This window comes from Thiomicrorhabdus sp. 6S3-12 (assembly GCF_017571475.1).
Classification (GTDB): domain Bacteria; phylum Pseudomonadota; class Gammaproteobacteria; order Thiomicrospirales; family Thiomicrospiraceae; genus Thiomicrorhabdus.
The window spans coordinates 104,851-127,331 of sequence record NZ_JAGETW010000008.1 but is presented as its reverse complement, the minus strand read 5'-3'; the positions used below and the strand labels follow the sequence as shown (position 1 = coordinate 127,331).

Sequence of the window (22,481 nt, the reverse complement as noted above, 5' to 3'; positions counted from 1 at the left end):
ACTTATTAAATATTTTAATCTGGGTGCGACTTGCATGAATCTTCTGGCGTTCAACCTTCCTATTGTTGTCCTGCTGCCTTTTATCGCAGCGGCAGCGGCGGCTTATTCCGCGAAATTTAACCGTCTTGCCGCCGCCTGGGTAAGTGGAATCGCCACAATCATCAGTTTAGCTCTGCTTATACCGGCAGCGGCGGCCATTTTCGGTGGGGAAACCATCATTCAGAACTGGAACTGGCTGCACCAGGCCGGATTGCAGTTCGCTTTCCGTTTAGACGGACTGGCAATGCTGTTCTCCTTCCTGATTCTGATTATCGGGCTGCTGGTGATTATTTATGCCCGCTGGTATCTGGCCGCCAAAGACAGTATGGGGCGTTTCTTTGCCTATCTGATGATGTTTATGGGCTCGATGCTGGGTATCGTCATGTCGGAAAACCTGATCCAGCTGGTGGTCTTCTGGGAGCTGACTTCCATCACCTCCTTTCTGCTAATCAGTTACTGGCAGCACCGTAAAGACGCGCGTGAAGGCGCACGCATGGCTCTGGCCATTACCGGTGCCGGCGGTCTCGCTTTGCTCGGTGGCGTGATTCTGCTTGGGCATATCGTCGGCAGCTATCAGCTGAGCGACGTTCTCGCCAGCGGCGATCTGATCCGCAATCATGAGCTTTATCTGCCCACTCTGATTCTGATTCTGCTCGCGGTCTTCACCAAATCGGCCCAGTTCCCGTTTCATTTCTGGCTGCCGCACGCCATGGCAGCGCCAACACCGGTATCCGCGTACCTGCACTCGGCGACCATGGTTAAGGCAGGGATTTTCCTTCTGGCCCGATTTTTTCCGGCACTGTCCGGAACCGATGCCTGGATGTGGCTGGTCGGCGGTGCCGGTATGGCAACCCTGCTGATCGGTGCCTATACCGCTCTCTTCAAACATGACTTGAAAGGACTGCTCGCCTACTCGACCATCAGTCATCTGGGACTGATTACCCTGCTGTTCGGTTTCAGCAGCCAGTTTGCGACCGTGGCCGCCATCTTCCATATTATCAACCACGCGACCTTCAAAGCCTCGTTGTTTATGGTGGCGGGGATTATTGACCATGAAACCGGCAGCCGCGATATGCGTAAGCTGAACGGCCTGCTGAAATATATGCCGCATACCGCCGCTCTGGCGATTATCGCTTCACTGGCAATGGCCGGCGTCCCGCTACTGAACGGTTTCCTGAGTAAAGAGATGTTCTTTGCCGAAGCCGTTTCTTTCTCGCAGGGGAACAGCTTCGCATGGATCATTCCGGTACTGGTGACCATCGCCGGCGTTTTCTCGGTCGCTTACTCGCTACGCTTTGTGCATGACGTCTTCTTCAACGGCGAACCGATCGACCTGCCGCGTACGCCGCATGAACCGCCTCGCTTTATGAAAATCCCGGTCGATCTGCTGGTAATCGTCTGTCTCGCGGTCGGGATTCTACCGATGTATACGGTCGCTCCGATCCTCGATATTGCGGTAACCGCAAGCTTGCAATCGACCCCGCCGGAATACAGCCTAGCGCTCTGGCACGGGGTTAACCTGCCGCTGATTATGAGTGCTATCGCTCTTGGTGTCGGTGCGCTGGTGTATTTCCGCCGCAAACCGCTGATCGCCAACTATGAGCGCCACGAGCACATTAACGCCAAACAGTATTTCCAGAAAATTCTGGCGGCAGTGATCCGCTTCTCGGAATGGCTCAGCGCCCGTTTTGACAAAGGTTCGCTGCAAAATGCCGCCGCCTGGACGCTGTTTGCGACTCTGGTGATTTCCGCTTACGGATTTATCAGCTTTAACAGTCCTCTTCTGGGCGACAGAACCTTGTTGCCAATGGAACCAGTCAGCATGATTGCCGCTGCAGTCATTATCGTTGCCAGTATCTTAACGCTGGCCTGGCATCGCCAGCGACTGCAGAGTCTGATTGTCATCGGTGTTGTCGGTCTGATTACCTCTCTGGTATTTGTTAAGTTTTCCGCCCCCGATCTGGCGCTTACCCAGCTGTCGGTTGAAGTGGTTACTATTGTTCTGTTGTTGCTGGCACTGTACTTCCTGCCGCAAACCACACCGAAAGAAACCGGTATGTCGCGCCTCGGCCGAGACGCCCTGCTGGCGATCGCTTCCGGTATCGGCGTCTTCCTGTTTACCATGATGGTTCTCAGCCGAGATTTCAGCAGTATTTCCGAATACTTCCTGGCCAATAGCGTACCGGGCGGCGGCGGAACCAATGTGGTCAATGTCATTCTGGTCGATTTCCGTGGCTTCGATACACTTGGCGAAATTATCGTGCTGGCACTGGCCGGTCTGGGGATCTACGCCATGCTGCAAGGACTGCACATTAATCCGCACAGCCGTTTCAGAATTAATGCCGATGCCCATCCGGTCATTCTGCAGACATTCAGCCGCCTGATGCTGCCGTTGATGCTGCTGGTTGCAGTCTTTATCTTCCTGCGCGGACATAATCTTCCGGGCGGCGGCTTTATCGCCGGATTGATCGCTTCGGTGGCTCTGATCGTCGTCTATCTGTCCAACGGCATCGAATGGACGCAATCAAGACTTCGTGTCGATATGCATATGGTCATCGGCTTCGGTCTGCTGATCGCAACCACGACCGGTCTTGCAGCCATGCTGGTCGGTTATCCGTTCCTGACTTCCGCCTTCAGTCATATCCACTGGCCGGTGGTCGGCGATTTCGAACTTGCCAGCGCCATAGCCTTTGATCTGGGCGTCTTCCTGGTTGTAGTCGGTTCAAGCGTAATCAGTCTGGTACAGCTGGGACAGCTGAGCCATAAACCTGAAAATCCGGAGGGTGTGTAATGGAAATTCTGCTGGCGTTAAGCATCTCTGTCATGACCGCTGCGGGGGTTTTTCTAACCTTGCGGGCGCGAACCTTTCCGGTAGTTCTCGGATTAACCCTGCTGGCTTATGCGGTTAACCTGTTCCTGTTTTCAATGGGCCGCCTGCAGATCGGGCTGCCTTCGGTGATTGACCCGCAACAGGGCGGTTATACGGATCCGTTGCCACAGGCACTGGTTCTGACCGCGATTGTTATCGCTTTCGGAATGACCGCTTTCCTGATTGTTCTGGCTTTGAAAGCGCGGGCGGAACTCGGCAACGATCATGTAGACGGTTTGCATCTTGCTGCGGACGAAATTGATGAAAGCGCGGAAAAACCTAAAACCAGACACAGTTCAAACCGAAAAAAATTCACTAAACGAGATAAAAGAAGATGACCCACACTCCTTTTCTGCCACTCATTCTGCCCCTGATTGCGGGGATTCTGATACTGCTGGCAAAACCGGGCGGCATCAAACTTCAGAGAACGCTGGCGATAACGGCTACGGCAATCCTCGTTGCCGCCAGTTTGTATGTGATGCAGAGTGCTCTGCAGAACCCGCCGCAGATCTATGCTTTGGGGAACTGGAAAGCGCCTTTCGGGATTGTTCTAGTACTGGATCAGTTATCCGCTTTTATGGTATTGATTACCTCTCTTCTGGCAGCGGCTGCACTATGGTTCGCCATTCGTCAGAACACGGATACGGAAGGCGCACACTTCCATGTGCTGTTCCAAATCCAACTGTTCGGGATCAACGGAGCTTTCCTGACCGGAGACTTGTTCAACCTGTTTGTGTTCTTTGAAGTCTTATTGCTGGCTTCCTACGGGCTTCTTCTGCACGGAGGCGGTCGCCTGAAAACCCGGGCCGGGCTGCATTATGTCGCTATCAACCTGATCGGCTCGACGCTGTTTCTGTTTGCAGTCGGCGCCCTGTATGGCATTCTCGGAACCCTGAATATGGCCGATCTGGCGCAGAAAATTGCCTTACTTCCGGCCAGTGAACAAGGGGTGGTCGCAACCGCCGGATTAATGCTGTTTGTCGTTTTTGGTGTTAAAGCCGCGATGTTCCCGCTTTATCTCTGGCTGCCGCAGGCGTATGCCAACACTTCCGCTCCTGTCGCGGCGCTGTTTGCCATTATGACCAAAGTCGGTATCTATGCGATTTTGCGTGTCCATGGCCTGCTGTTCGGCGATGCAGCAGGAGATCTGGCCGGATTGCATATCGACTGGCTGCTCTGGCTGGGGCTGCTTAGCATGACTTTTGCCGCCTTCGGCGTAATCGCTGCCAAGAACCTGCGCCAACAGGTCGCTTATCTGGTTCTGGCCTCGGTCGCCACCTTATTGGTCGCTATCGGCATTAATACCGAACAGGCGCTATCCGCAGCCCTGTTCTATTTGATCCACTCCACCTTTATCGCCGGTGGCCTGTTCCTTCTGGCCGATTATATCCGTCAGGGACGCGGCCATGCTGAAGACGCTTTTGTCCGCGCCCACTCCATGCCAAGCGCCATTTTAATCGGATCGGTGTTTATCTTCGCGGCCCTGGCGATCAGCGGTATGCCGCCGCTTTCCGGCTTTTTGGGCAAGTTCCTGATTCTTCAGTCGGCGCTTGATCATCCGGCCTTCTGGTGGATTCTCGGCGTGGTTCTAACCTCCAGCCTGCTGATTATTATCGCGCTGGCGCGCAGTGGTTCACTGCTGTTCTACAATATCCTGCCTCAGGAAGAGAACCATGCACCCGATAACGCCCAGCAAACCAGTAGCGGCAAGATCAATATGCAAGGCTGTGGCTCGATTATCGGCCTGCTTTCCGTCGGCGCGATTTTGGTACTGTTTGCTCAACCGATCTACAACGTCACCGATTCGATTGCCCAGCAACTTAATCAGCCGCAGATGTATCTGCAAAATGTATTGCAATTTACACCGGTTGAGAATGCACATAAGGAGCTAGTGGAATGAATAAGACACGATCAAGCTGGCTGCCACATCCTTTTTTGAGCCTCAGTTTATGGCTGATATGGTTGCTGTTAAACAACACCGTTTCTGCCGGACATATGCTTCTCGGTGCAATTCTCGCTCTGGTGATTCCACTGCTGACACGAGGTTTCTGGCCGGAAACCCTGTGTCTGAGCAAACCTAAGACTCTGTTCAAATTCATTCTGGTGGTATTGTGGGACATACTGGTCGCAAACCTGATTGTGGCGCGCCTGATTCTCGGCAAACGCGATCATTTGCAACCGTCTTTCCTCGCCGTTCCTCTTGAACTGGACAGCCCTTTGGCGATCGGAATCCTGGCCAACACCATTTCACTGACTCCGGGAACCGTCAGCTGCGATCTCAGTGCGGATCGTAAAACGCTTCTGGTACACGCACTGGACGCCAAAGAACCTCAAGAAATCATTGACGAAATTAAAGAGCGCTACGAGCGCCCACTGAAAGAGGTGTTTGAATCATGCTCGAAATAAGTCTGCAAATCGCTCTGCTGCTGGTATCCATCGCGTTGATAATGAGTTTTTACCGTTTATACGTCGGGCCAAGCGCACCGGATCGGATTCTGGCTCTGGATACCTTATACGTCAACACCATCGGCCTGCTGGTCATCGCCGGTATTCTGCTCGACAGCGCTTTGTTTTTCGAGGCGGCGCTGTTGATTGCCGTGATGGGCTTTGTCGGTACGGTTGCGCTCAGTAAATACCTGCTGCGCGGCGATATTATGGAATAACGAGGAACAATTATGCCTTTCGCCTTTGAGCTACTTTTATCCGCTCTGGTTCTTGTCGGTGCCGTATTGACCTTAATCGGCTCTCTCGGCCTGGTTAAGCTGCCGGATTTCTATATGCGCCTGCATGGCCCGACCAAAGCGACCACCCTTGGCGGCGGCGCGATTCTGCTGGTCTCGGTCCTGTATTTCAGCCAGAAAAGCGGTGACGTCAGCCTGCATGAAATACTGATTACCCTGTTTCTGTTTATTACCGCTCCGGTCGGTGCGCACTTAATGGCCAAAGCCGCCCTGCATCTGAAAACCAAAAAAGTAAAACGCACCGGCGACTATCGCGGCGAATAGTTTGCTTTTCGTTATCGCATACAATAAAAAAGCCCGCTAAATGCGGGCTTTTAAGTATTTAAGACAAGCTGTGATCGTTAAAAACGATAGGTTGCGCCCAAACGCAGAATCGGCAACAAATCGTAATCTTTCACCTCATCCTGAAGGTTTTGCTCTTCATCGCGGATGACATTGTTATTATCGTCGGCAAGATCATAGGTGACCAGGCCGCCATTTGTGCTTACCGTCCCGTAACCGTCCAGTCTTACACCGGCCGAACCGGTAAAGACCGCACCGGCTTCAAATAAAAAGCCCCAACCCTGCTCAGGGCTGTGCCCCCAACCCAGACTCAAAGTCGGTGCGCTATCCCAGTCAAATTTACCGTTCAGCCCGGCGCTAGCCGATTCAACCGTATAAGTCGTTCCGTTAACGTCGAAACTATCGCCGTTGTTATAAGAAGCGGACGGTTTGATTTTGAAATCGCTCAAACCATAACCGGCCGACAGGAAAAATCCGTTCTGAAAAGGATGAATATCCACTGCCAATCGATTGATGGCGCCATCACTCTCAACGTTATAATCGATGTCACTATCCTGAATATCTTCATCAATCGACCAACCCGTCGACAAGGTTCCACGCACGGTTAAATATCCGTTAAGCGGATAACTGACTTCCAGAGTCGGGCCGGAAATAATATCGATACCGACCCCGACAGAAACAGGAGACAGGGTTGCCGCACTGTCCTGTGCTTGAACAACCTGAGAACTGATGGCTGTGAAGCTTAAAGCGACACCAGCAATAAGCATTTTTTTCATTACGCGTCCTTGTATTTTGATTAAATCGAATAGGAATAATAAGAAGCAGAAGTATAGAAAATAGCAAAAGCGTTAAATTAAACTTTTTTGAAACCGCACCCGACTCTTAGTGGGAAAAACGGTCAATCTTACGCCGGTCGCGTTTGGTCGGACGTCCAGCACCTTTTTCTCGGTATCCGGCCAGCGCCATATCCGCACTCGGCTTGCGCTGATTCAATACTTCGCTGTCGATCCGATACAGCATCTGCGCATGTTCCGCATTGCCTCGTTTATCGCTGAGAGCCAATACGGTAATTTCCACCTGACGGTGGGGCTGGGTAATTTTCATTTTATCCCCGACATGCACGGTTTTGCTCGGTTTCGGCTTGTGACCGTTTAACTCGATTTTTCCGCCTTTAACCGCATCGGAAGCCACGCCCCGGGTTTTGAAAAAGCGCGCCGCCCACAACCATTTATCAACGCGTAATGTATCCATATTGACCTTTTATTGCGTATTTCCTGTCAGTTTAAACAACCATGCAGAATTTATCCAAAAAAACCCTGCTGTCCACCGTTAATAACAAACAGGTCACAAAACAAAAAAGCCCCTTTTCGGGGCTTTTCAAAGGATTCAGCAATTAAACCCAATCTCGCGGAGAGAGGTAGTCGTAGATTCGCGCCTCTTCGCTGCCTGCTTCCGGTTGATAGGCATATTTCCACTTCACTTCCGGCGGCATGGACATCAGAATAGACTCGGTACGTCCGCCGGTCTGCAGTCCGAAAATGGTACCGCGGTCAAATGCCAGATTAAATTCGGCATAACGCCCGCGACGATAAAGCTGGAAATCTTTCTGACGTTCACCGTATTCGGTATCTTTGCGTTTAGCGACAATCGGACGATACGCCTTGATATAGCTGTCGCCCACGGCGCGCAGGAACGCAAAACAGCGCTCAAAATCCCATCCGAAAGTTTCTTCATTCAAGTCGTCGAAAAACAGACCACCGACACCACGGGTTTCATCGCGGTGTTTCAGGTAAAAGTAGTCATCGCACCACTGTTTATATTTCGGATAAACCTCTTCACCGAAAGGATCGCAGGCATCTTTAGCCACCTGATGCCAGTGGACGCAGTCTTCGTCGAAAGGGTAATAAGGCGTCAGATCGTAACCGCCGCCAAACCACCATACCGGTTCCTCGCCCTCTTTTTCCGCAACAAACAGACGAATGTTGGCATGTGAGGTCGGAACATAAGGATTACGCGGGTGGATAACCAGAGAGACACCCAGCGCCTGAAATGAACGTCCGGCAAGCTCAGGACGGTGAGCGGTCGCCGAAGCAGGCAGAGTTTTGCCGTGAACATGCGAAAAGTTAACGCCACCTTTCTCAATGACATCGCCGCCTTCCATGACTCGGGTACGACCGCCGCCGGTCAGCCCCATCACACCTTCTTCCCCTTCACGCTGCCACTCGTCGATAATAAACTCCATGGAGCCATCCTCTTCGGCCAATTGCGCGCAGATGTCCGCCTGTAGATTGAGTAGATACGCTTTAACCGCTGCAATATCAACTTCCTGACCAGCCATGCTCTGTTCCTTTCGTTAATTCTTATCGATAAAGGCCATATTCTATCAATCGCAATTTAGAATGACTTAATAATTTGTCATAAGGTTGCTTATTGCCGTTTCCTTCCTTCGGCAGTATGCTTTTAATTCATAACCAGAAACAACACAAAGCAGGTTGATCATGTTGTACAAACACTCAATGCTACTCTTAGCGCTCGGTATCACTTTCAGCACGCCATCCCATGCCGGCAGCGACTGGTGGAATAAAGGAATTGAGTATATTAAAGATGCTCAGGCGGCTTCCAAAGTACCGGAACCGAGCGAAACCGTGGAAAAAGGATCGACTTCAACAACAACGACGAGCTTCACATCCGCCGAGTTGGAAAAGGCTTTTCGTCAGGCGCTCAATATCGGAGCTGAAAATGTCGTTTCTCAGCTGGGAATAACCGACGGTTTCAACCTGGATCCGAAAATCCATATCAACCTGCCGAGCAGTCTGCAGAATGTAGACCGGATTCTCAGCCGCTTCGGTTACGGAAACTTGACCGAGGAACTGGAACTCAAGCTGAACCGCGCTGCGGAAGAAGCGACCCCTCAGGCAAAAGCGCTGTTTATTGAAAGCATTAAGCAGATGACGTTTAATGATGTACAGAAAATTTACAACGGCGGGCAGGATTCGGCAACGCAATATCTGAAAAGCAAAACCGAAGATAAAATCCGTGAAAAAATGGCGCCTATCGTGGCCGGTAAGTTACAGGAAGTCGGAGCCATTCAACTTTACGATAAAGTGATGGCGCAATACATGAGCTACCCACTGGTACCGAATATCAGCGCCAACCTTCAGGAACATGTTTTGGATAAAAGCGTTGACGGCATCTTTTATTATCTGGCCGAAGAAGAAAAAGCGATTCGTCAGGATCCCGTTAAACAGACAACCGAACTATTGAAAAAAGTCTTTCAACAATGAATTTGAAAATCAGTAAACCCTTACTTTTAAGTCTGGCGATCTTTGTCGGCGCCGGACAATTGACCGGATGCGGCACTACGACCACCAAAAAAGGCGAAGTTGGCGTCGAACGCAAACAGATTCTTCTGGTCTCCGAAGAACAGATGGTGGCCAGCAGCGAAAAAGCCTACAGCAATGTGATCGGCGAGGCGGAAAAAGAACGTAAACTCAACACAAACGCCAAGCTCACGCAACGCGTCCGTTTAATCGCCAACCGCCTGATTCCACAGACAGCGGTATTCAGAGCCGATGCGCCGCGATGGAACTGGGAAGTGAATGTGCTCGAGTCGGATCAGCTTAATGCCTGGTGCATGCCTGGCGGCAAGATCGCTTTCTATACCGGTATTATCGAAAAGCTGAATCTGACCGACGCCGAAATCGCCGCTATTATGGGCCATGAAATGGCGCACGCCCTGCGTGAGCATGGTCGCGAACGCGCTTCACAACAGGTTTTGCAGAATACCGGATTAAATATCCTTGGAGCGGCAACTGGAATGGGACAGGTCGGTATGGATCTAACCGCTCTGGCTATGCAGGTAACACTGACCTTACCGAACAGCCGGACGCATGAAACCGAATCGGACCGTATCGGTGTAGAACTCGCCGCCAGAGGCGGTTATGACCCTTATGCGGCAATTACGCTATGGCAGAAAATGGATAAGGCGACGCAAGGCGGGAAAACGCCGGAGTTGTTGAGTACCCACCCTTCGCACGGCACGCGAATTCAGGATTTACAGAAATACGCCAAAAAGGTCTATCCGCTGTACCTTTCGGCTAAAAAACGTTACCGCTAGAGCGACTCTCAGCGCAGTCTTCGGCCACTGACGGCTTCAAAGATCTGCGTCGGCTGCGAAAGTTCCCCTAAAGCGCCGTCCAGACAGTCGACGTGACCGGAAAAAATCTGCTCGATCTCCTGACAGGAACGCGCCGGTTCGCCGCCGCTGAGATTAGCGCTGGTTGAAATCAACGGCCCGCAGAATTCGCTGCACAAGGCTCGAACCAGTGCATGCGAGGAAACTCTGACCGCCACCGAATCACGTCCCCCGGTAATCCATTCCGGCAATTTATTTTTAACCGGCAACACCCAGGTTACCGGACCTGGCCAGGTTGCTTCCACCCGCGCTTGCCAAGGCTCATTCTGAAGTTTTACCAAAGGCAGAATCTGCTCGATTTCAGAAGCAATCAGAATAACGCCTTTCTCCAGAGGTCTTTGCTTCACGTGAAGCAGTTTCTCAACAGCCTGCTGATTAAAAGGATCACAGCCCAGACCGAACACCGCCTCGGTCGGATAAGCGACTACCTCTCCGGCCTTTAGCTTGGAAACAGCCTGCTCAACGGTTAATTTCTGCATAATGTGATTATGCATCGCGATGCAGTTTAAGCACCGCTTTAAAGACATCCGGATCTTTAATCTGAGTCATCTCCCCTTCGCGAGGCATATGCTTGTCTTTCAGGCGCGAAAGGAAAAAGCGCAACGCCGCCAGACGCAATGCCGCCGGCCAGGCGGCTTCTTCAGCATCGGTCAACGGACGCTGCGAACGATAGGCGTTGAGCATGGCGGTAATTTTCTCCTCATCGAAGAGAATCTCTTCGGCTGTATCGGCATTGATACGGCACCAGTCGTTCACCATGACGGCCAGATCGTATAAGAAAGGCGCATTACAGGCGTAATACAGATCGATAATACCGGACAGTTCGTTTCCGGAAAAAAGCGCATTATCACAGAAGAGATCCGCGTGAATCACGCCCTGCGGCAAATGCGCCCAGTCAATCGCTTTCTGAAATACCAGCTCTTCCTCGATCAAACATTTTTCGTCGTTAGGCAGAAAATCATTAATCAGGTTGATGGTCGACTGCATCCAGTCCAGACCTCGATCATTCGGACGAAAATCACTGAAATCTTTACCTGCCAGATGAAAACGCGCCAAATTTTCACCCATTACCGCGCATTGCTGTTGGTTCGGAACTTCAACGCCGCCGCCTTTGAGGCGCTCGACCAAAGCGGCCGGCTTACCTAACAACTCTTTCAAATAACCGTTGGAAATCGATTTAACCGGATGGGCTGTCGGAATTTCATGCTCGGCCATAAAAGCCATAATATTCAGAAAGTACGGTAATTCGTCGAAACTGTGGTGTTCGAAAATGGTCAAAACGAACTGCTGGCGCTGTCCGTCCTTCACGGTATTGACAAAATAATTGGTATTTTCAATCCCCGCACTGATGCCCTCAAAGGACGCCAGTTCACCGACTTCGTAATCCTGTAAAAATTCGACTAAATCTTCCTGTTCCACAACGGTATAGACAGACATAGAGTAATATCTCGTAATTCGCTAAAATGATTCGGCAAATTTTACCATAACGAGTATTTCAATGACTGCTTCCAATGACTTCCCGGTTAATCCGAATAGCCCTTTTATTTTAGTGGATGGTTCTTCGTACCTTTTTCGTGCTTTCCATGCCATGCCGCCCCTCTCTAATTCGAAAGGCCAGGCAACCGGAGCTATTTTCGGCGTTATCAATATGCTGGGGAAACTGCTGGTACAATACCAGCCGGAAAAAATGGCCGTCATTTTCGATGCCAAAGGGCCAACCTTTCGACATGAGATGTACAAAGAGTACAAGTCCCACCGTCCGCCTATGCCGGACGAATTACGCTCTCAGATAGAGCCGATTCACGAAATCGTTAAAGCGCTCGGGTTGCCTCTTCTCGTGATCGACGGCGTCGAAGCGGATGACGTTATGGGAACTTTGGCGCATCAGGCGACCGAAGCCAGACACGACACTCTGATTTCGACCGGTGACAAGGATTTGGCACAACTGGTCAATGAGCATATCACCCTTATCAACACCATGAACGATACGCTTATGACACCGGAAAGCGTACAGGAAAAATTCGGCGTCCGTGCTGATCAAATCATCGATTATCTGGCTCTGGTCGGCGACAGTGCCGATAATATTCCGGGTATTCCGAAATGCGGCCCGAAAACCGCCGTCAAATGGCTCAATTCATTCGGCAATATTGATAATCTGATTGCCAATGCACCAATGATTTCAGGTAAGATCGGCGAAAATCTGCGCAATAACCTCGAACAACTTGAACTTTCACGACAGTTAACCACCATTAAACTTGATTGCGAGCTTCCGGTAGGACTTGCGGACATTAACCGCCACGCTCCGGATATGGAAAAACTCAAGGAGCTGTTTGCCGAATACGAACTTCGCACCTGGCTTGGCCAGGTCGTTAAAGGCGAAATGCCGTTTACCCAGAATAACGGTGCTAAAGCACACAGCCAGACAGTACAGAAGAAATTGGCGCAGCCACAAACAGAGCAGCAACCAACAACGAACAGCACAGTCTCGACTGAGCCCTATCAAACCGTCTTTAGCGAAGAAGAATTCACGCAATGGCTAGAATGGATTCAGGAGGCCGATCTGTTCGCCATCGATACCGAAACCACCTCTTTGAATCAGATGCGTGCCGAAGTCGTCGGTATCTGTCTGGCGGTTCAACACAAAGAGAAAATCCACGCCTGTTATATCCCTCTGGCACATGATTACGAAGGTGCCCCTGAGCAAATTAGTCGAGAAAAAGCATTAAATGCTTTGAAGCCTATCCTTGAAGACGAGAAAATCGCTAAAGTTGGTCAAAACTTAAAATACGACTGGCATGTTCTGAAAAATCATTCTATTGAAATGCGCGGTATGCGTTTTGATACCATGCTTGAGTCCTACACCTTAAACAGCGTGGCAACCCGTCACAATATGGATGATCTGGCGCTTAAGTATCTGAGCCGTCGTACGATCCATTTTGAAGAACTGGCCGGCAAAGGCAAAAAACAGCTCACTTTCAATCAGATCGAAATCGATAAGGCCGCGGAATACGCTGCCGAAGATGCTGAAATCACACTGCAACTGCACCAGGCATTATGGCCTCAACTGCAGCAGGAAGCAGACTTGCAGAAGGTTTTCAGCGAAATTGAGATGCCGCTAATGCCGGTATTGGCCAAGATCGAATATAACGGCGTACTGGTCGATACAGATATGCTTGCCAAACAGAGCCAGGAATTGTCGGAAAAACTCGATGATCTGGAACAGAAAGCGCATCTGCTAGCCGGCGAGAAGTTCAATCTGAATTCCTCTAAACAGCTGCAAACTATCCTGTTCGAGAATCAGGAATTGCCGATTATCAAAAAAACCCCGAAAGGAGCCCCTTCTACAGCGGAACCGGTATTGGTCGAACTGGCCGAACAGGGGCATGAAATGCCGAATCTGATTCTGGAATACCGCAGTCTGGCGAAATTGAAATCAACCTATACCGATTCTTTGCCTAAACAGATTAATCCCGATACCGGACGAATCCATACCTCCTATCAACAGGCCGTCGCCTCTACCGGCCGCCTCTCTTCGACCGAACCGAACCTGCAGAATATTCCGGTTCGCAGTGCCGAAGGCCGCCGCATTCGTCAAGCATTTATCGCCAGACCTGGCTACAAGCTGATGGCCGCCGACTACTCTCAAATCGAGCTGAGAATTATGGCCCACCTTTCCGGAGATCAGGGGCTTCTCGATGCCTTTGCACACGGCAAGGACATTCACCGCGCGACTGCTGCGGAAATTTTTGGCGTCTCGCTTGAAGAGGTGACTAACGAACAACGCCGCAGCGCTAAGGCTGTCAACTTTGGTCTGATTTACGGCATGTCGGCTTTTGGTCTTGCCAAACAGCTTAATGTCGCACGCAATATCGCCCAAGATTACATTAATCTCTACTTCGCACGTTATCCGGGCGTATTGCATTACATGGAAAAAACCAAAGAAAACGCCAAACAGCACGGTTTTGTCGAAACACTGGCCGGACGCCGTCTTTATCTTCCGGATATCAATTCCCGCAACGGACAGTTGCGCCAATACGCGGAACGTACCGCCATTAATGCGCCGATGCAGGGAACCGCTGCGGATATCATCAAGACCGCTATGATTAAGATCGATCAGTGGCTGGATAACTGCGATCTGGATATTCAAATGATTATGCAGGTGCACGATGAACTGGTATTCGAAGTCGCCGAAAAAGATCTTGAAAAAGCGCAACAGCAAATCATAAGCATGATGGAATCGGCTATGACGCTGGAAGTACCACTGGTCGTCGAAGCCGGGGTTGGCGATAATTGGGATCAAGCCCATTGATGGGACTGATAAAAAGAAAAAATATAATCAAAGATTATAATTACAGACTTTTATCGCAATAAAAAAAGATTTAAATCCATGGCGGTAAAGTTTCACTTTTTAATGCCATTAATTAAAAATATAATACGTTGTTATAAATTTCGATATTCTTTGTTAAAAAAGAAAAATATTCCGTACTGATTTTTTGGGGTTACATTATGTTTGTTCGCAGATTTCTTACACCGGCTGTTCTTATCAGCTCTATCTTCAGCGGTAGTGCTTTTGCCGGTGACAATGACATCAACAGCATCTCCCTGACCTCGCAAAAAGAATTTTCCAACTTTGCGGAAAGCGTAACGAATGTTTTTGCCTATAAAACCATGCTGCCGGGCGAACCGCTTGGCGTTTTGGGGTTTGATATTGGAATCGGCGCAATTTCTTCGGAATCGCAATTCAAATTGAATTCCCAGTCACCGGATAACAACCATCGCGTTAATATCCTCAGCGTACACGCGCAAAAAGGTCTTCCGGGTGGTTTTGACCTCGGACTGCAATACAATATGTTGACCGACAGCGACGCTTCGACCATTAGCGGTGAGTTGCGCTACGCGATCGTTGAAGGCGGAACTTTGCACCCTAGTCTATCCGTAGGCGGACAATACACCAAGGCCTCCGGTATGGATGCCCTCGACTACCAGTCTTTCGGTGTCGATCTGGGCGTCTCTAAAGGATTTGCAAACTTCACGCCTTACGCCAATATCGGAATGGTTTCTTCGATTGTCGATCCGACGCTAAATACCGACTTGAAAGAAGAAAAACCGACTCTGGTTAAGGTCTCAGCCGGTTTGAACATCAACCTGTTCGCTTTCGACGTTCTGGTCGGCTACGATCAGGTTGGCGACAACAATAACTTCATCCTGAAAGCCGGTTACCGCTTCTAAAATTCAAATCATGCATAATAAAAAAGCCGACTTTATGTCGGCTTTTTTGTTTCACGGATGTTAACTTTGCGGTTTGTTTTTTACCGGACGTTCATATTCCATCCATTCGTCTAACTTGTTCCATACTTCAAGCAGGCCTTCACGTTTAAGAGAGGAGAAAAGCTGAGCCGTCGCATGCGGATATTCTTCCTTAAGCAGTTTTTTCAACTTAAGCAGGTTTGCTTTGGCCGGACCTTTTTTCAATTTATCGGATTTGGTCAAAAGAATATGTACCGGAAGCTTTAAATGCTGAGTCCAATCGAGCATTGTGATATCAATGTCCGTCGGCGGCATGCGCGAGTCCATTAAAAGCACAACGCCTTTAAGTTGCGGACGCTTTTCGATGTATTCGCTTAATCCCGCTTCCCAGGCACGCTTGACCTTAACATTGACCTTGGCAAAACCGTAGCCCGGCAAATCGACCAAAGCACGCTCTTCATCCAGAACAAAGAAATTAATCAACTGGGTACGACCCGGCGTTTTACTGGTTCGGGCCAGACTTTTTTGCGAAGTGATAACATTCAGTGCGCTGGATTTACCGGCGTTGGAACGTCCGGCAAAAGCCACTTCGTATTTCAAATCTTCCGGACAAAGGTCCAGAGTCGGCACACTCTTTAAATATTGGGCTTTCTGATATAGGGGATGCTGCATGGTTAGAGAACTTTAAGACTTTATCAATTGTTTACAAAATTATATACTCTATCCTATTTTGAATTGAATCTATCCATCAGAAAACTGATGTTTACACGATAAAAATGCATTATTAACCCACAAAAACAGTAGGTTATTTTTCAACGCAACAAAGTTGATCAAAAATGAACTTTTAAAATTGCGAAAAAGCATTGGATCAAAGCATAGACGCAACGGCTTACAACGTAGTTTTGTAGATGGATTAAGGGCAAACACCAAAACATGAACAGCAAAAATCAAACTGGCGCAAAAATTATTAAGAAGCCAAGCATATTAATGAATTTTCTGGGTTCGATGAATCTGGCGGTAACACTGTTGGTCATGCTTTCGATCGCCTCGGTGATCGGAACCGTTTTACAGCAGAACCAGTCTTTTCAGGACTATATTATTAAGTTCGGACCTTTCTGGACCGAAGTTTTTAACAGTCTTGGACTGTTCCATGTTTATGGTGCCGCCTGGTTTATTCTGGTTCTGGTTTTTTTGCTTCTCTCAACTTCCGTCTGTGTAGTTCGCAACGGTCCTGGATTCATTAAGGACATGAAGCAATTCAGCGAGAAACTCTCGCCGACCGCTTTAAAACACCAACCGAATCAAACTACTCTGGAAACCAACATCAGCGCCGAAGACCAGCAGAAAATCGTCTCCGTCGTTATGCAGAAACACGGCTACAAAACCAAAATCCATCAGCGCGATGACGGCTCTGTCACGATTGCCGGATTAAAAGGAAAATGGAACCGTCTGGGTTATATCTTTACCCACGTTTCAATCATTATTATCTGTTTCGGCGGCCTGCTCGACAGCAACCTTCTGCTGAAATACCGCGAACTGACCGGCAACCTGCTTCCCGAGACCCGTACCGTAAGTCTGGATCAGGTTAATCAGAAATCCTGGGTCGGCCCAGAGAATCTCTCTTTCCGAGGCACCGTCAATATTGCTGAAAACCAGAAATCCGACGTGCTTTTCCTGCCTTATGAAAACGGTTATCTGGTTCAAAAACTGCCGTTTACCATCGTAAACAAAGATTTCCGCATCCAGTACTACGATACCGGTATGCCCAAAAATTACGAAAGTGATCTTGAGCTCTATATTCCGGGTCAGGAAGAGCCGATCCGCCAGACAATCGAAGTGAATAAGCCGCTGTATTATGAAAACTACGCGATTTATCAGTCTTCTTTCGGGGACGGCGGCACCGAACTGAAAATTAACGTTTACCCTTTGCTGTCGCCGATGGTTAATCCACTGGCGCTGGAAACGGCTGTTAACAAAGTCGAGCCTTTAAAAACGCCGGTCGGCCGATTCCGTGTGGAATTCAACGATTTCCGCAACTTCAATATGGTGCCTCTGAGCGAAGAAGAGCAGAAAGAAACCGGGCATAAATTCCATAATAACGGCCCTACCGTCACCTTTAAGGTACGTAACGAGCAAGGTAAGGCGTGGGAGTATGAAAATTACGTGATTCCTAACGAACAGGAAGGTCGCTGGTTCTTTATGACCGGTGTGCGTAACTCCCCGGCTGAACCTTACCGCTACCTGTTTATTCCGGCAGACGCCAAACGTTCGAAAAATCGTTTCTTCAATTACCTGGCGATTCTTAACGATCCGCAAAAAGTCCGTCGTATCTTCCAACAGCAGTATCCTATGGCTGAAGGCATGGATCAGCGTACTTATCAGTTGCAAATGCGTCTGATCGAACAGTTGATGACACTCTTCCGCCAGACAGGTTTCGCCGGTATTTCCGATTTTGTTAAAAAGAGCGTACCGGAAGCTGAGCAGGCAAAAGTTTCCGACTACTATTTCACGCAAACAACCTTTGCTCTTCAGAGCGCTTATCTTGAGCTTCTGAAAGAAGAAGGTGTGATTAAATCGCATCAGGAAGATATTCCGGATTTCGATAAAACCTGGTTTGAAGATGCGTTAACCGTTGTTTCCAGTCTGTCGAAATACGGACCGCCGATGTACTTTGATATCACCAGCTTCAGAGAGATTCAGGCGACCGGTCTTCAGATCACCAAATCTCCTGGTAAAGATGTGGTTTACTTCGGAAGCGCCCTGCTGACAATCGGTGTCTTCTTTATGTTCTACGTTCGTCAGAGACGACTGTGGATCAACATCAAACCGGAAAACGAGCGACTTGAACTGACTCTGGCAGGTAAAGACAATAAAAACCTGCCGGAAGCAAAAACCGAATTTGACAAAATTGTCGAACAAATTCAAAACATTAGTAAACAAGCATAAGTAGGTAACGAATATGCAGACTCAAACGATTATGGATTCTCTCCAAGAAGAAGAAAAAAGACCTTACGGAATTAAAGACTTCATCTGGATTGCCTTTGTTATTCTAGGCAGCGTCTACTCCTATATGCAGTACGGCAGCCTGATGGATGTGTATGAAGTAGGAATTCTGGCTGGAACGGCCGTTGCAATGATCTGGCTGGGGCGCTTCTGGCCGAGTCTGATGCAGATGACTTACTGGGTTGCCGGTATGACACTGGTCGCGCTGTGGAGTTACCACAATCACGGCAATGTCATTACCGCGAATGAACAGGCGTTTTTCCTGAAGTTCCTGGTTTCCAGCCAATCTGCGATTATGTGGATGAGCGCATTGTTTGTTCTGGCCACTGCGACCTACTTCTTCGCTCTGATCAATAAATCCCAATTTACCGCAAAAACCGCTACCACACTGGTCTGGGCCGGTGTCGTTTTCGGTCTGGTCGGTATGATGGTACGTTGGCGCGAATCCTACATTATTAATGTCGATTACGGTCATATCCCGGTCAGCAGCCTGTACGAAGTCTTTATTCTGTTTATCGTACTGACCGGTCTGATTTACCTGTACTACGAACAGAAATACAAAACCCGTGCTCTGGGCGGTTTTGTCATGCTGGTCATCAGTTCCGCAGTTGCCTTCCTGCTTTGGTACCACTTCGATCGTGGTGCGCACGAAATTCAACCACTGGTTCCGGCTTTGAAGAGTTACTGGATGAAGATCCATGTTCCGGCTAACTTTATCGGTTACGGTGCCTTCTCGATTGCCGCCATGATCGGGATCGCTTACCTGCTTACCAACCGCTCTCTACAGAAGAACCCGAACAGCTCCTTTGCAGCCAAAATGCCTTCTCTGGAGATGATGGACGACCTGATGTACAAGGTCATCTCGCTTGGTTTTGCTTTCTTCACAATCGCCACGATTCTGGGCGCCATGTGGGCCGCGGAAGCCTGGGGTGGTTACTGGTCTTGGGATCCGAAAGAGACCTGGGCACTGATCGTGTGGCTAAACTACGCAGCCTGGCTACATATTCGCATGAGTAAAGGCTGGCGCGGAACGCCGATGGCCTGGTGGGCATTTATCGGTTTGTTGATCACCACCTTCGCTTTCCTCGGCGTAAACATGTTCCTGTCGGGTCTGCATTCTTACGGTGAGCTATAAGGAGATTGGCATGAATCGTCGTCTATTCCTGCAATCAATCGGCCTGAGCGGCCTGGCGCTACTGGCGCCAAACACCTGGGCACAAATGGAATTAATGACCGGTGTTCACTACAAAGTATTGAAAAAACCACAGTCAATCGCACCCGCGAAAAAGAAAGTCGTCGAAGTATTCGGTTACGGTTGCCCGCACTGCTATCATCTGGAAGACAGCCTGAACGAGTGGCTTAAACATAAGCCGGCGGATGTCGAGTTTGAGCGCATGCCGGTGGTATTCAATAACCCGAACTGGATATTTATGGCTCGCGTTTTCTACACGGCTCAGGAGCTGGGTATTCTGGAGCAGTCCCATGAGGCTTTTTTCCATGCCATTCACCGCGACCGCAAGCCTCTGTTCAGCGTTGACGCTCTAGGCGATTTTTACACCCAGTTCGGTGTTGAAAAGCAGAAGTTTATTGATACCTATACCGGCTTCAGCGTCGATCAGAAAATTCGCCAAGCCGGAAAACTGACCCGGGATTATGAAGTCGAAGGCGTTCCGGCTCTGATCGTCAACGGTAAATATCTGACCGACGTACCGATGGCCGGTAGCCGCAAGGAGTTGTGGCAGGTTATCGATCAACTTATCGAAATGTAACCCCCTCTTCAGCGAAGACCTTATCAAAGAGACTAAAACTTACCTAGATTTTTAGTCTCTTTTTTTATCCCTATTTGCCGATATCCGTGACAAATCAAGAAAACTTCAGGAATATCGCATCCGCCCTAGTCATTTACATTTGAAAACCTGATAATAAAACCTCAATTTCGTTGCAACACGAAATTAATCGAATTAAGCCCTGAGGGCCCTAACCACCTTTCTGGAAGCCATAATGAAAGCCGCTAAACTGTTTGTCGAATGTTTGGAAAATGAAGAAGTCGAATATATTTTCGGAATTCCCGGAGAAGAAAACCTGGATCTGATGGACAGCCTTCTCGACTCCGAAATCGAATTCATTACCACCCGACATGAACAGGGTGCAGCATTTATGGCCGATGTATACGGACGTCTGACCGGAAAGCCCGGAGTCTGTCTGTCAACGCTCGGACCGGGAGCCACCAACCTGGTAACCGGTGTTGCCGACGCGAATATGGATAACGCCCCATTGGTCGCTATTGCCGGCCAGGCGGCCACGACCCGTATGCACAAGGAATCGCATCAGGTCGTCGATCTGGTGAGTATGTTCAAACCGATTACCAAATATGCGACTCAGGTTCTGGAACCGGAAACCATTCCGGAAGTTGTCCGTAAAGCCTTTAAACTGGCGCAGGCGGAAAAACCGGGGGCGACCTTTATCGACCTTCCGGAAAACATCACCGAGATGGAAACCTCCGAGCGCCCCCTGCCATTTTCGGAAAACCGCCTGACTTTCGCCGATCGTGAACTACTGGCCAAAGCGGCCGACTTGATTAAACAGGCAAAATGCCCCTTGATTCTGGTCGGTAACGGCGCCGTACGCGGACAAGCAACCGACGATATACTGCACTTCGTAGAACGCCATAAAATCCCCGTAGTAAACACTTTCATGGCTAAGGGCGCTATTCCTTTCTACAACCCGATGGCAGTCGGTACCGCGGGTCTGCAGAAAGGCGACTATGAAAACGGTGGCTTCGCCAAAGCCGACCTGATTATCTGCGTCGGCTTCGATATGGTCGAATACCACCCGCACCTATGGAATCCAAACCGCTCTCATACCATTATCCATATCGATACGAAAAAGGCCGAAGTCGATAACAGCTATATTCCGGCAGTCGAACTGATTGGAAATGTCGGCGCTAACCTGAAAGCGCTCGGTAATGCGATCAGCGAACCGATCACTGACACCGAAATTAATTTTTCCCTGCGCGAAGCGATGATTGATGAAATGAACCGTTGTTCGCGCAGTGATGCCTGGCCGATGCTGCCGCAAAAGATCGTCTGGGATCTGCGTACCGCTATGAACTCGGAAGATATCGCAATCTGCGATGTCGGCGCCCATAAGATGTGGATGGCGCGTATGTTCCGCTGCGATCTGCCAAACACCTGTATTATCTCCAACGGGTTTGCCGGCATGGGAATCGCCGTTCCCGGTGCCGTTGCTGCCAAACTGGCTTACCCTAACCGCGCGGTTGTCGCCGTTACCGGCGATGCCGGTTTTATGATGAATTCTCAGGAAATCGAAACCGCACTACGCTGTCAAACCCCTATCGTTATCCTGATCTGGAACGACAGCCAGTACGGCCTGATCGAATGGAAACAGCAGAGACGTTATGGCCGTTCCGCCTATATCGATTTCAATAACCCGAATTTCGTTGATTATGCTAAATCCTTCGGTGCCGAAGGCGTGCGAATCAACTCTGCCGAAGAGTTGCTCCCCAGCCTGAAAAAAGCGCTTAAAACACCGACAGTGACTGTTATTGACTGCCCGGTAGATTACTCGGAAAATGACCGCTTAACGACTTTGTTGGGTAATGTCCTCTCTGAAATCGAAGACTAAAAACAATAGCCTGTCAGATATTCCAAAATGACGGCAAAGGATAATCTTATGCTCTATGTGAAAAAAGACGCTTCGGAAAATATTACCGATATTGAATTTCATCCTAAAGAAGGGTTTGAGGAGATTAGTCTTAACGACCCGCAGGTCAGTCATTTCATCGCCCAATCCGAGAACTCTCAGGAGTTAATCCAAGAACTTCTGCAAACCCTTGACCTTAAAATGATCCGTTCCATCGAAGATATCATTCAGATTCTGATCGATCGCGATGTGATGCTGATTACCGATCTGCCGGAACCGGTACAGAACATCATGCTGTTTAAAAAGAAATTGCGCCACATGAACCAGAATAATTCACCGGTCTTCGAAGACGAGGACATGATCAAGCTGTAATACGACGGTTGGCCGAAAATTCACTCTAAACGGCCCTACTCCGGCTAAGAGCGCCTATTTTTCTCCAACC

21 protein-coding genes are annotated in these 22,481 nt (G+C 49.4%); 15 read left to right on the top strand and 6 right to left on the bottom strand.

Annotated elements, in window-relative coordinates; translation table 11 throughout:
- The first annotated feature begins 34 nt into the window (after positions 1-34).
- From J3999_RS10255 to J3999_RS10230, 6 genes are read left to right on the top strand one after another with little or no spacing between them, the layout of a single operon-like run.
- Positions 35-2,830, top strand: coding sequence for a monovalent cation/H+ antiporter subunit A (locus J3999_RS10255; protein ID WP_208127802.1), 2,796 nt, complete (start codon positions 35-37; stop codon positions 2,828-2,830).
- Entirely contained in the window at positions 2,830-3,246 is a 417-nt protein-coding gene (locus J3999_RS10250; protein ID WP_208127801.1) for a Na+/H+ antiporter subunit C, read from the top strand. Before J3999_RS10255 ends, J3999_RS10250 begins: the two co-directional genes overlap by 1 nt.
- Positions 3,243-4,808 (top strand): monovalent cation/H+ antiporter subunit D, encoded by a 1,566-nt coding sequence (locus J3999_RS10245; protein WP_208127800.1) that lies wholly within the window; start codon positions 3,243-3,245, stop codon positions 4,806-4,808. Before J3999_RS10250 ends, J3999_RS10245 begins: the two co-directional genes overlap by 4 nt.
- A complete protein-coding gene (locus J3999_RS10240) occupies positions 4,805-5,314 on the top strand; it encodes a Na+/H+ antiporter subunit E (RefSeq protein WP_208127799.1) in 510 nt (169 codons plus the stop codon). The genes J3999_RS10245 and J3999_RS10240 overlap by 4 nt, the downstream gene beginning before the upstream one ends.
- The gene (locus J3999_RS10235; RefSeq protein ID WP_208127798.1) at positions 5,302-5,571 is read left to right on the top strand and encodes a K+/H+ antiporter subunit F; all 270 of its coding nucleotides are present in this window, start codon (positions 5,302-5,304) and stop codon (positions 5,569-5,571) included. Before J3999_RS10240 ends, J3999_RS10235 begins: the two co-directional genes overlap by 13 nt.
- A 12-nt stretch (positions 5,572-5,583) precedes the next feature.
- Complete coding sequence (locus J3999_RS10230; RefSeq protein WP_208127797.1) at positions 5,584-5,913, top strand: Na+/H+ antiporter subunit G; 330 nt, start codon at positions 5,584-5,586, stop codon at positions 5,911-5,913.
- Positions 5,914-5,990: 77 nt separating this feature from the next.
- On the opposite strand, the gene J3999_RS10225 is transcribed toward J3999_RS10230, so the two are convergent.
- The 3 genes from J3999_RS10225 to hemF all read right to left on the bottom strand — a co-directional run bounded on the left by J3999_RS10225 (position 5,991) and on the right by hemF (position 8,269).
- Complete coding sequence (locus J3999_RS10225) at positions 5,991-6,707, bottom strand: hypothetical protein (protein WP_208127796.1); 717 nt, start codon at positions 6,705-6,707, stop codon at positions 5,991-5,993.
- 106 nt (positions 6,708-6,813) lie between these two features.
- Complete coding sequence (locus tag J3999_RS10220) at positions 6,814-7,182, bottom strand: RNA-binding S4 domain-containing protein (protein WP_208127795.1); 369 nt, start codon at positions 7,180-7,182, stop codon at positions 6,814-6,816.
- Between the two features lie 142 nt (positions 7,183-7,324).
- Positions 7,325-8,269, bottom strand: coding sequence for an oxygen-dependent coproporphyrinogen oxidase (gene hemF / locus J3999_RS10215; protein ID WP_208127794.1), 945 nt, complete (start codon positions 8,267-8,269; stop codon positions 7,325-7,327).
- Between the two features lie 160 nt (positions 8,270-8,429).
- Here hemF and J3999_RS10210 point away from each other — a divergent pair, with 160 nt between their 5' ends.
- The gene (locus J3999_RS10210; RefSeq protein ID WP_208127793.1) at positions 8,430-9,215 is read left to right on the top strand and encodes a DUF4197 domain-containing protein; all 786 of its coding nucleotides are present in this window, start codon (positions 8,430-8,432) and stop codon (positions 9,213-9,215) included.
- Positions 9,212-10,048 (top strand): M48 family metallopeptidase, encoded by an 837-nt coding sequence (locus J3999_RS10205; protein WP_208127792.1) that lies wholly within the window; start codon positions 9,212-9,214, stop codon positions 10,046-10,048. The genes J3999_RS10210 and J3999_RS10205 overlap by 4 nt, the downstream gene beginning before the upstream one ends.
- 8 nt (positions 10,049-10,056) lie before the next feature.
- Here J3999_RS10205 and J3999_RS10200 read toward each other — a convergent pair whose 3' ends face one another.
- Together J3999_RS10200 and J3999_RS10195 are read right to left on the bottom strand one after the other, a co-directional pair.
- The gene (locus J3999_RS10200) at positions 10,057-10,620 is read right to left on the bottom strand and encodes an L-threonylcarbamoyladenylate synthase (protein WP_243755440.1); all 564 of its coding nucleotides are present in this window, start codon (positions 10,618-10,620) and stop codon (positions 10,057-10,059) included.
- Positions 10,613-11,563 (bottom strand): homoserine kinase, encoded by a 951-nt coding sequence (locus J3999_RS10195; RefSeq protein WP_208127791.1) that lies wholly within the window; start codon positions 11,561-11,563, stop codon positions 10,613-10,615. The genes J3999_RS10200 and J3999_RS10195 overlap by 8 nt, the downstream gene beginning before the upstream one ends.
- A 61-nt stretch (positions 11,564-11,624) precedes the next feature.
- Between J3999_RS10195 and polA the strand changes: the two genes are divergently transcribed.
- Entirely contained in the window at positions 11,625-14,435 is a 2,811-nt protein-coding gene (polA, locus tag J3999_RS10190) for a DNA polymerase I (protein ID WP_208127790.1), read from the top strand.
- A gap of 197 nt (positions 14,436-14,632) precedes the next feature.
- Positions 14,633-15,355: a hypothetical protein gene (locus tag J3999_RS10185; RefSeq protein ID WP_173283674.1), complete on the top strand. Its 723-nt coding sequence runs from the start codon at positions 14,633-14,635 to the stop codon at positions 15,353-15,355.
- Positions 15,356-15,415: 60 nt separating this feature from the next.
- Here the strand turns inward: J3999_RS10185 and yihA are convergent, their stop codons facing one another.
- Positions 15,416-16,045, bottom strand: a complete 630-nt coding sequence (gene yihA / locus J3999_RS10180; protein ID WP_208127789.1) for a ribosome biogenesis GTP-binding protein YihA/YsxC — start codon at positions 16,043-16,045, stop codon at positions 15,416-15,418.
- A gap of 315 nt (positions 16,046-16,360) precedes the next feature.
- Between yihA and J3999_RS10175 the strand changes: the two genes are divergently transcribed.
- The 5 genes from J3999_RS10175 to J3999_RS10155 all read left to right on the top strand — a co-directional run bounded on the left by J3999_RS10175 (position 16,361) and on the right by J3999_RS10155 (position 22,411).
- Entirely contained in the window at positions 16,361-18,319 is a 1,959-nt protein-coding gene (locus J3999_RS10175; RefSeq protein WP_243755439.1) for a cytochrome c biogenesis protein ResB, read from the top strand.
- 13 nt (positions 18,320-18,332) lie between these two features.
- A complete protein-coding gene (gene ccsB, locus J3999_RS10170; RefSeq protein WP_208127788.1) occupies positions 18,333-19,511 on the top strand; it encodes a c-type cytochrome biogenesis protein CcsB in 1,179 nt (392 codons plus the stop codon).
- Positions 19,512-19,521: 10 nt separating this feature from the next.
- Positions 19,522-20,145 (top strand): thiol:disulfide interchange protein DsbA/DsbL, encoded by a 624-nt coding sequence (locus J3999_RS10165; protein WP_208127787.1) that lies wholly within the window; start codon positions 19,522-19,524, stop codon positions 20,143-20,145.
- 232 nt (positions 20,146-20,377) lie between these two features.
- On the top strand, positions 20,378-22,021 hold the full coding sequence (locus tag J3999_RS10160; protein WP_208127786.1) for an acetolactate synthase large subunit: 1,644 nt from the start codon (positions 20,378-20,380) through the stop codon (positions 22,019-22,021).
- 48 nt (positions 22,022-22,069) lie between these two features.
- Positions 22,070-22,411 carry a hypothetical protein gene (locus J3999_RS10155; RefSeq protein ID WP_208127785.1) on the top strand — a complete coding sequence of 114 codons (342 nt, stop codon included), beginning with the start codon at positions 22,070-22,072 and terminating at the stop codon, positions 22,409-22,411.
- Positions 22,412-22,481: the final 70 nt, after the last annotated feature.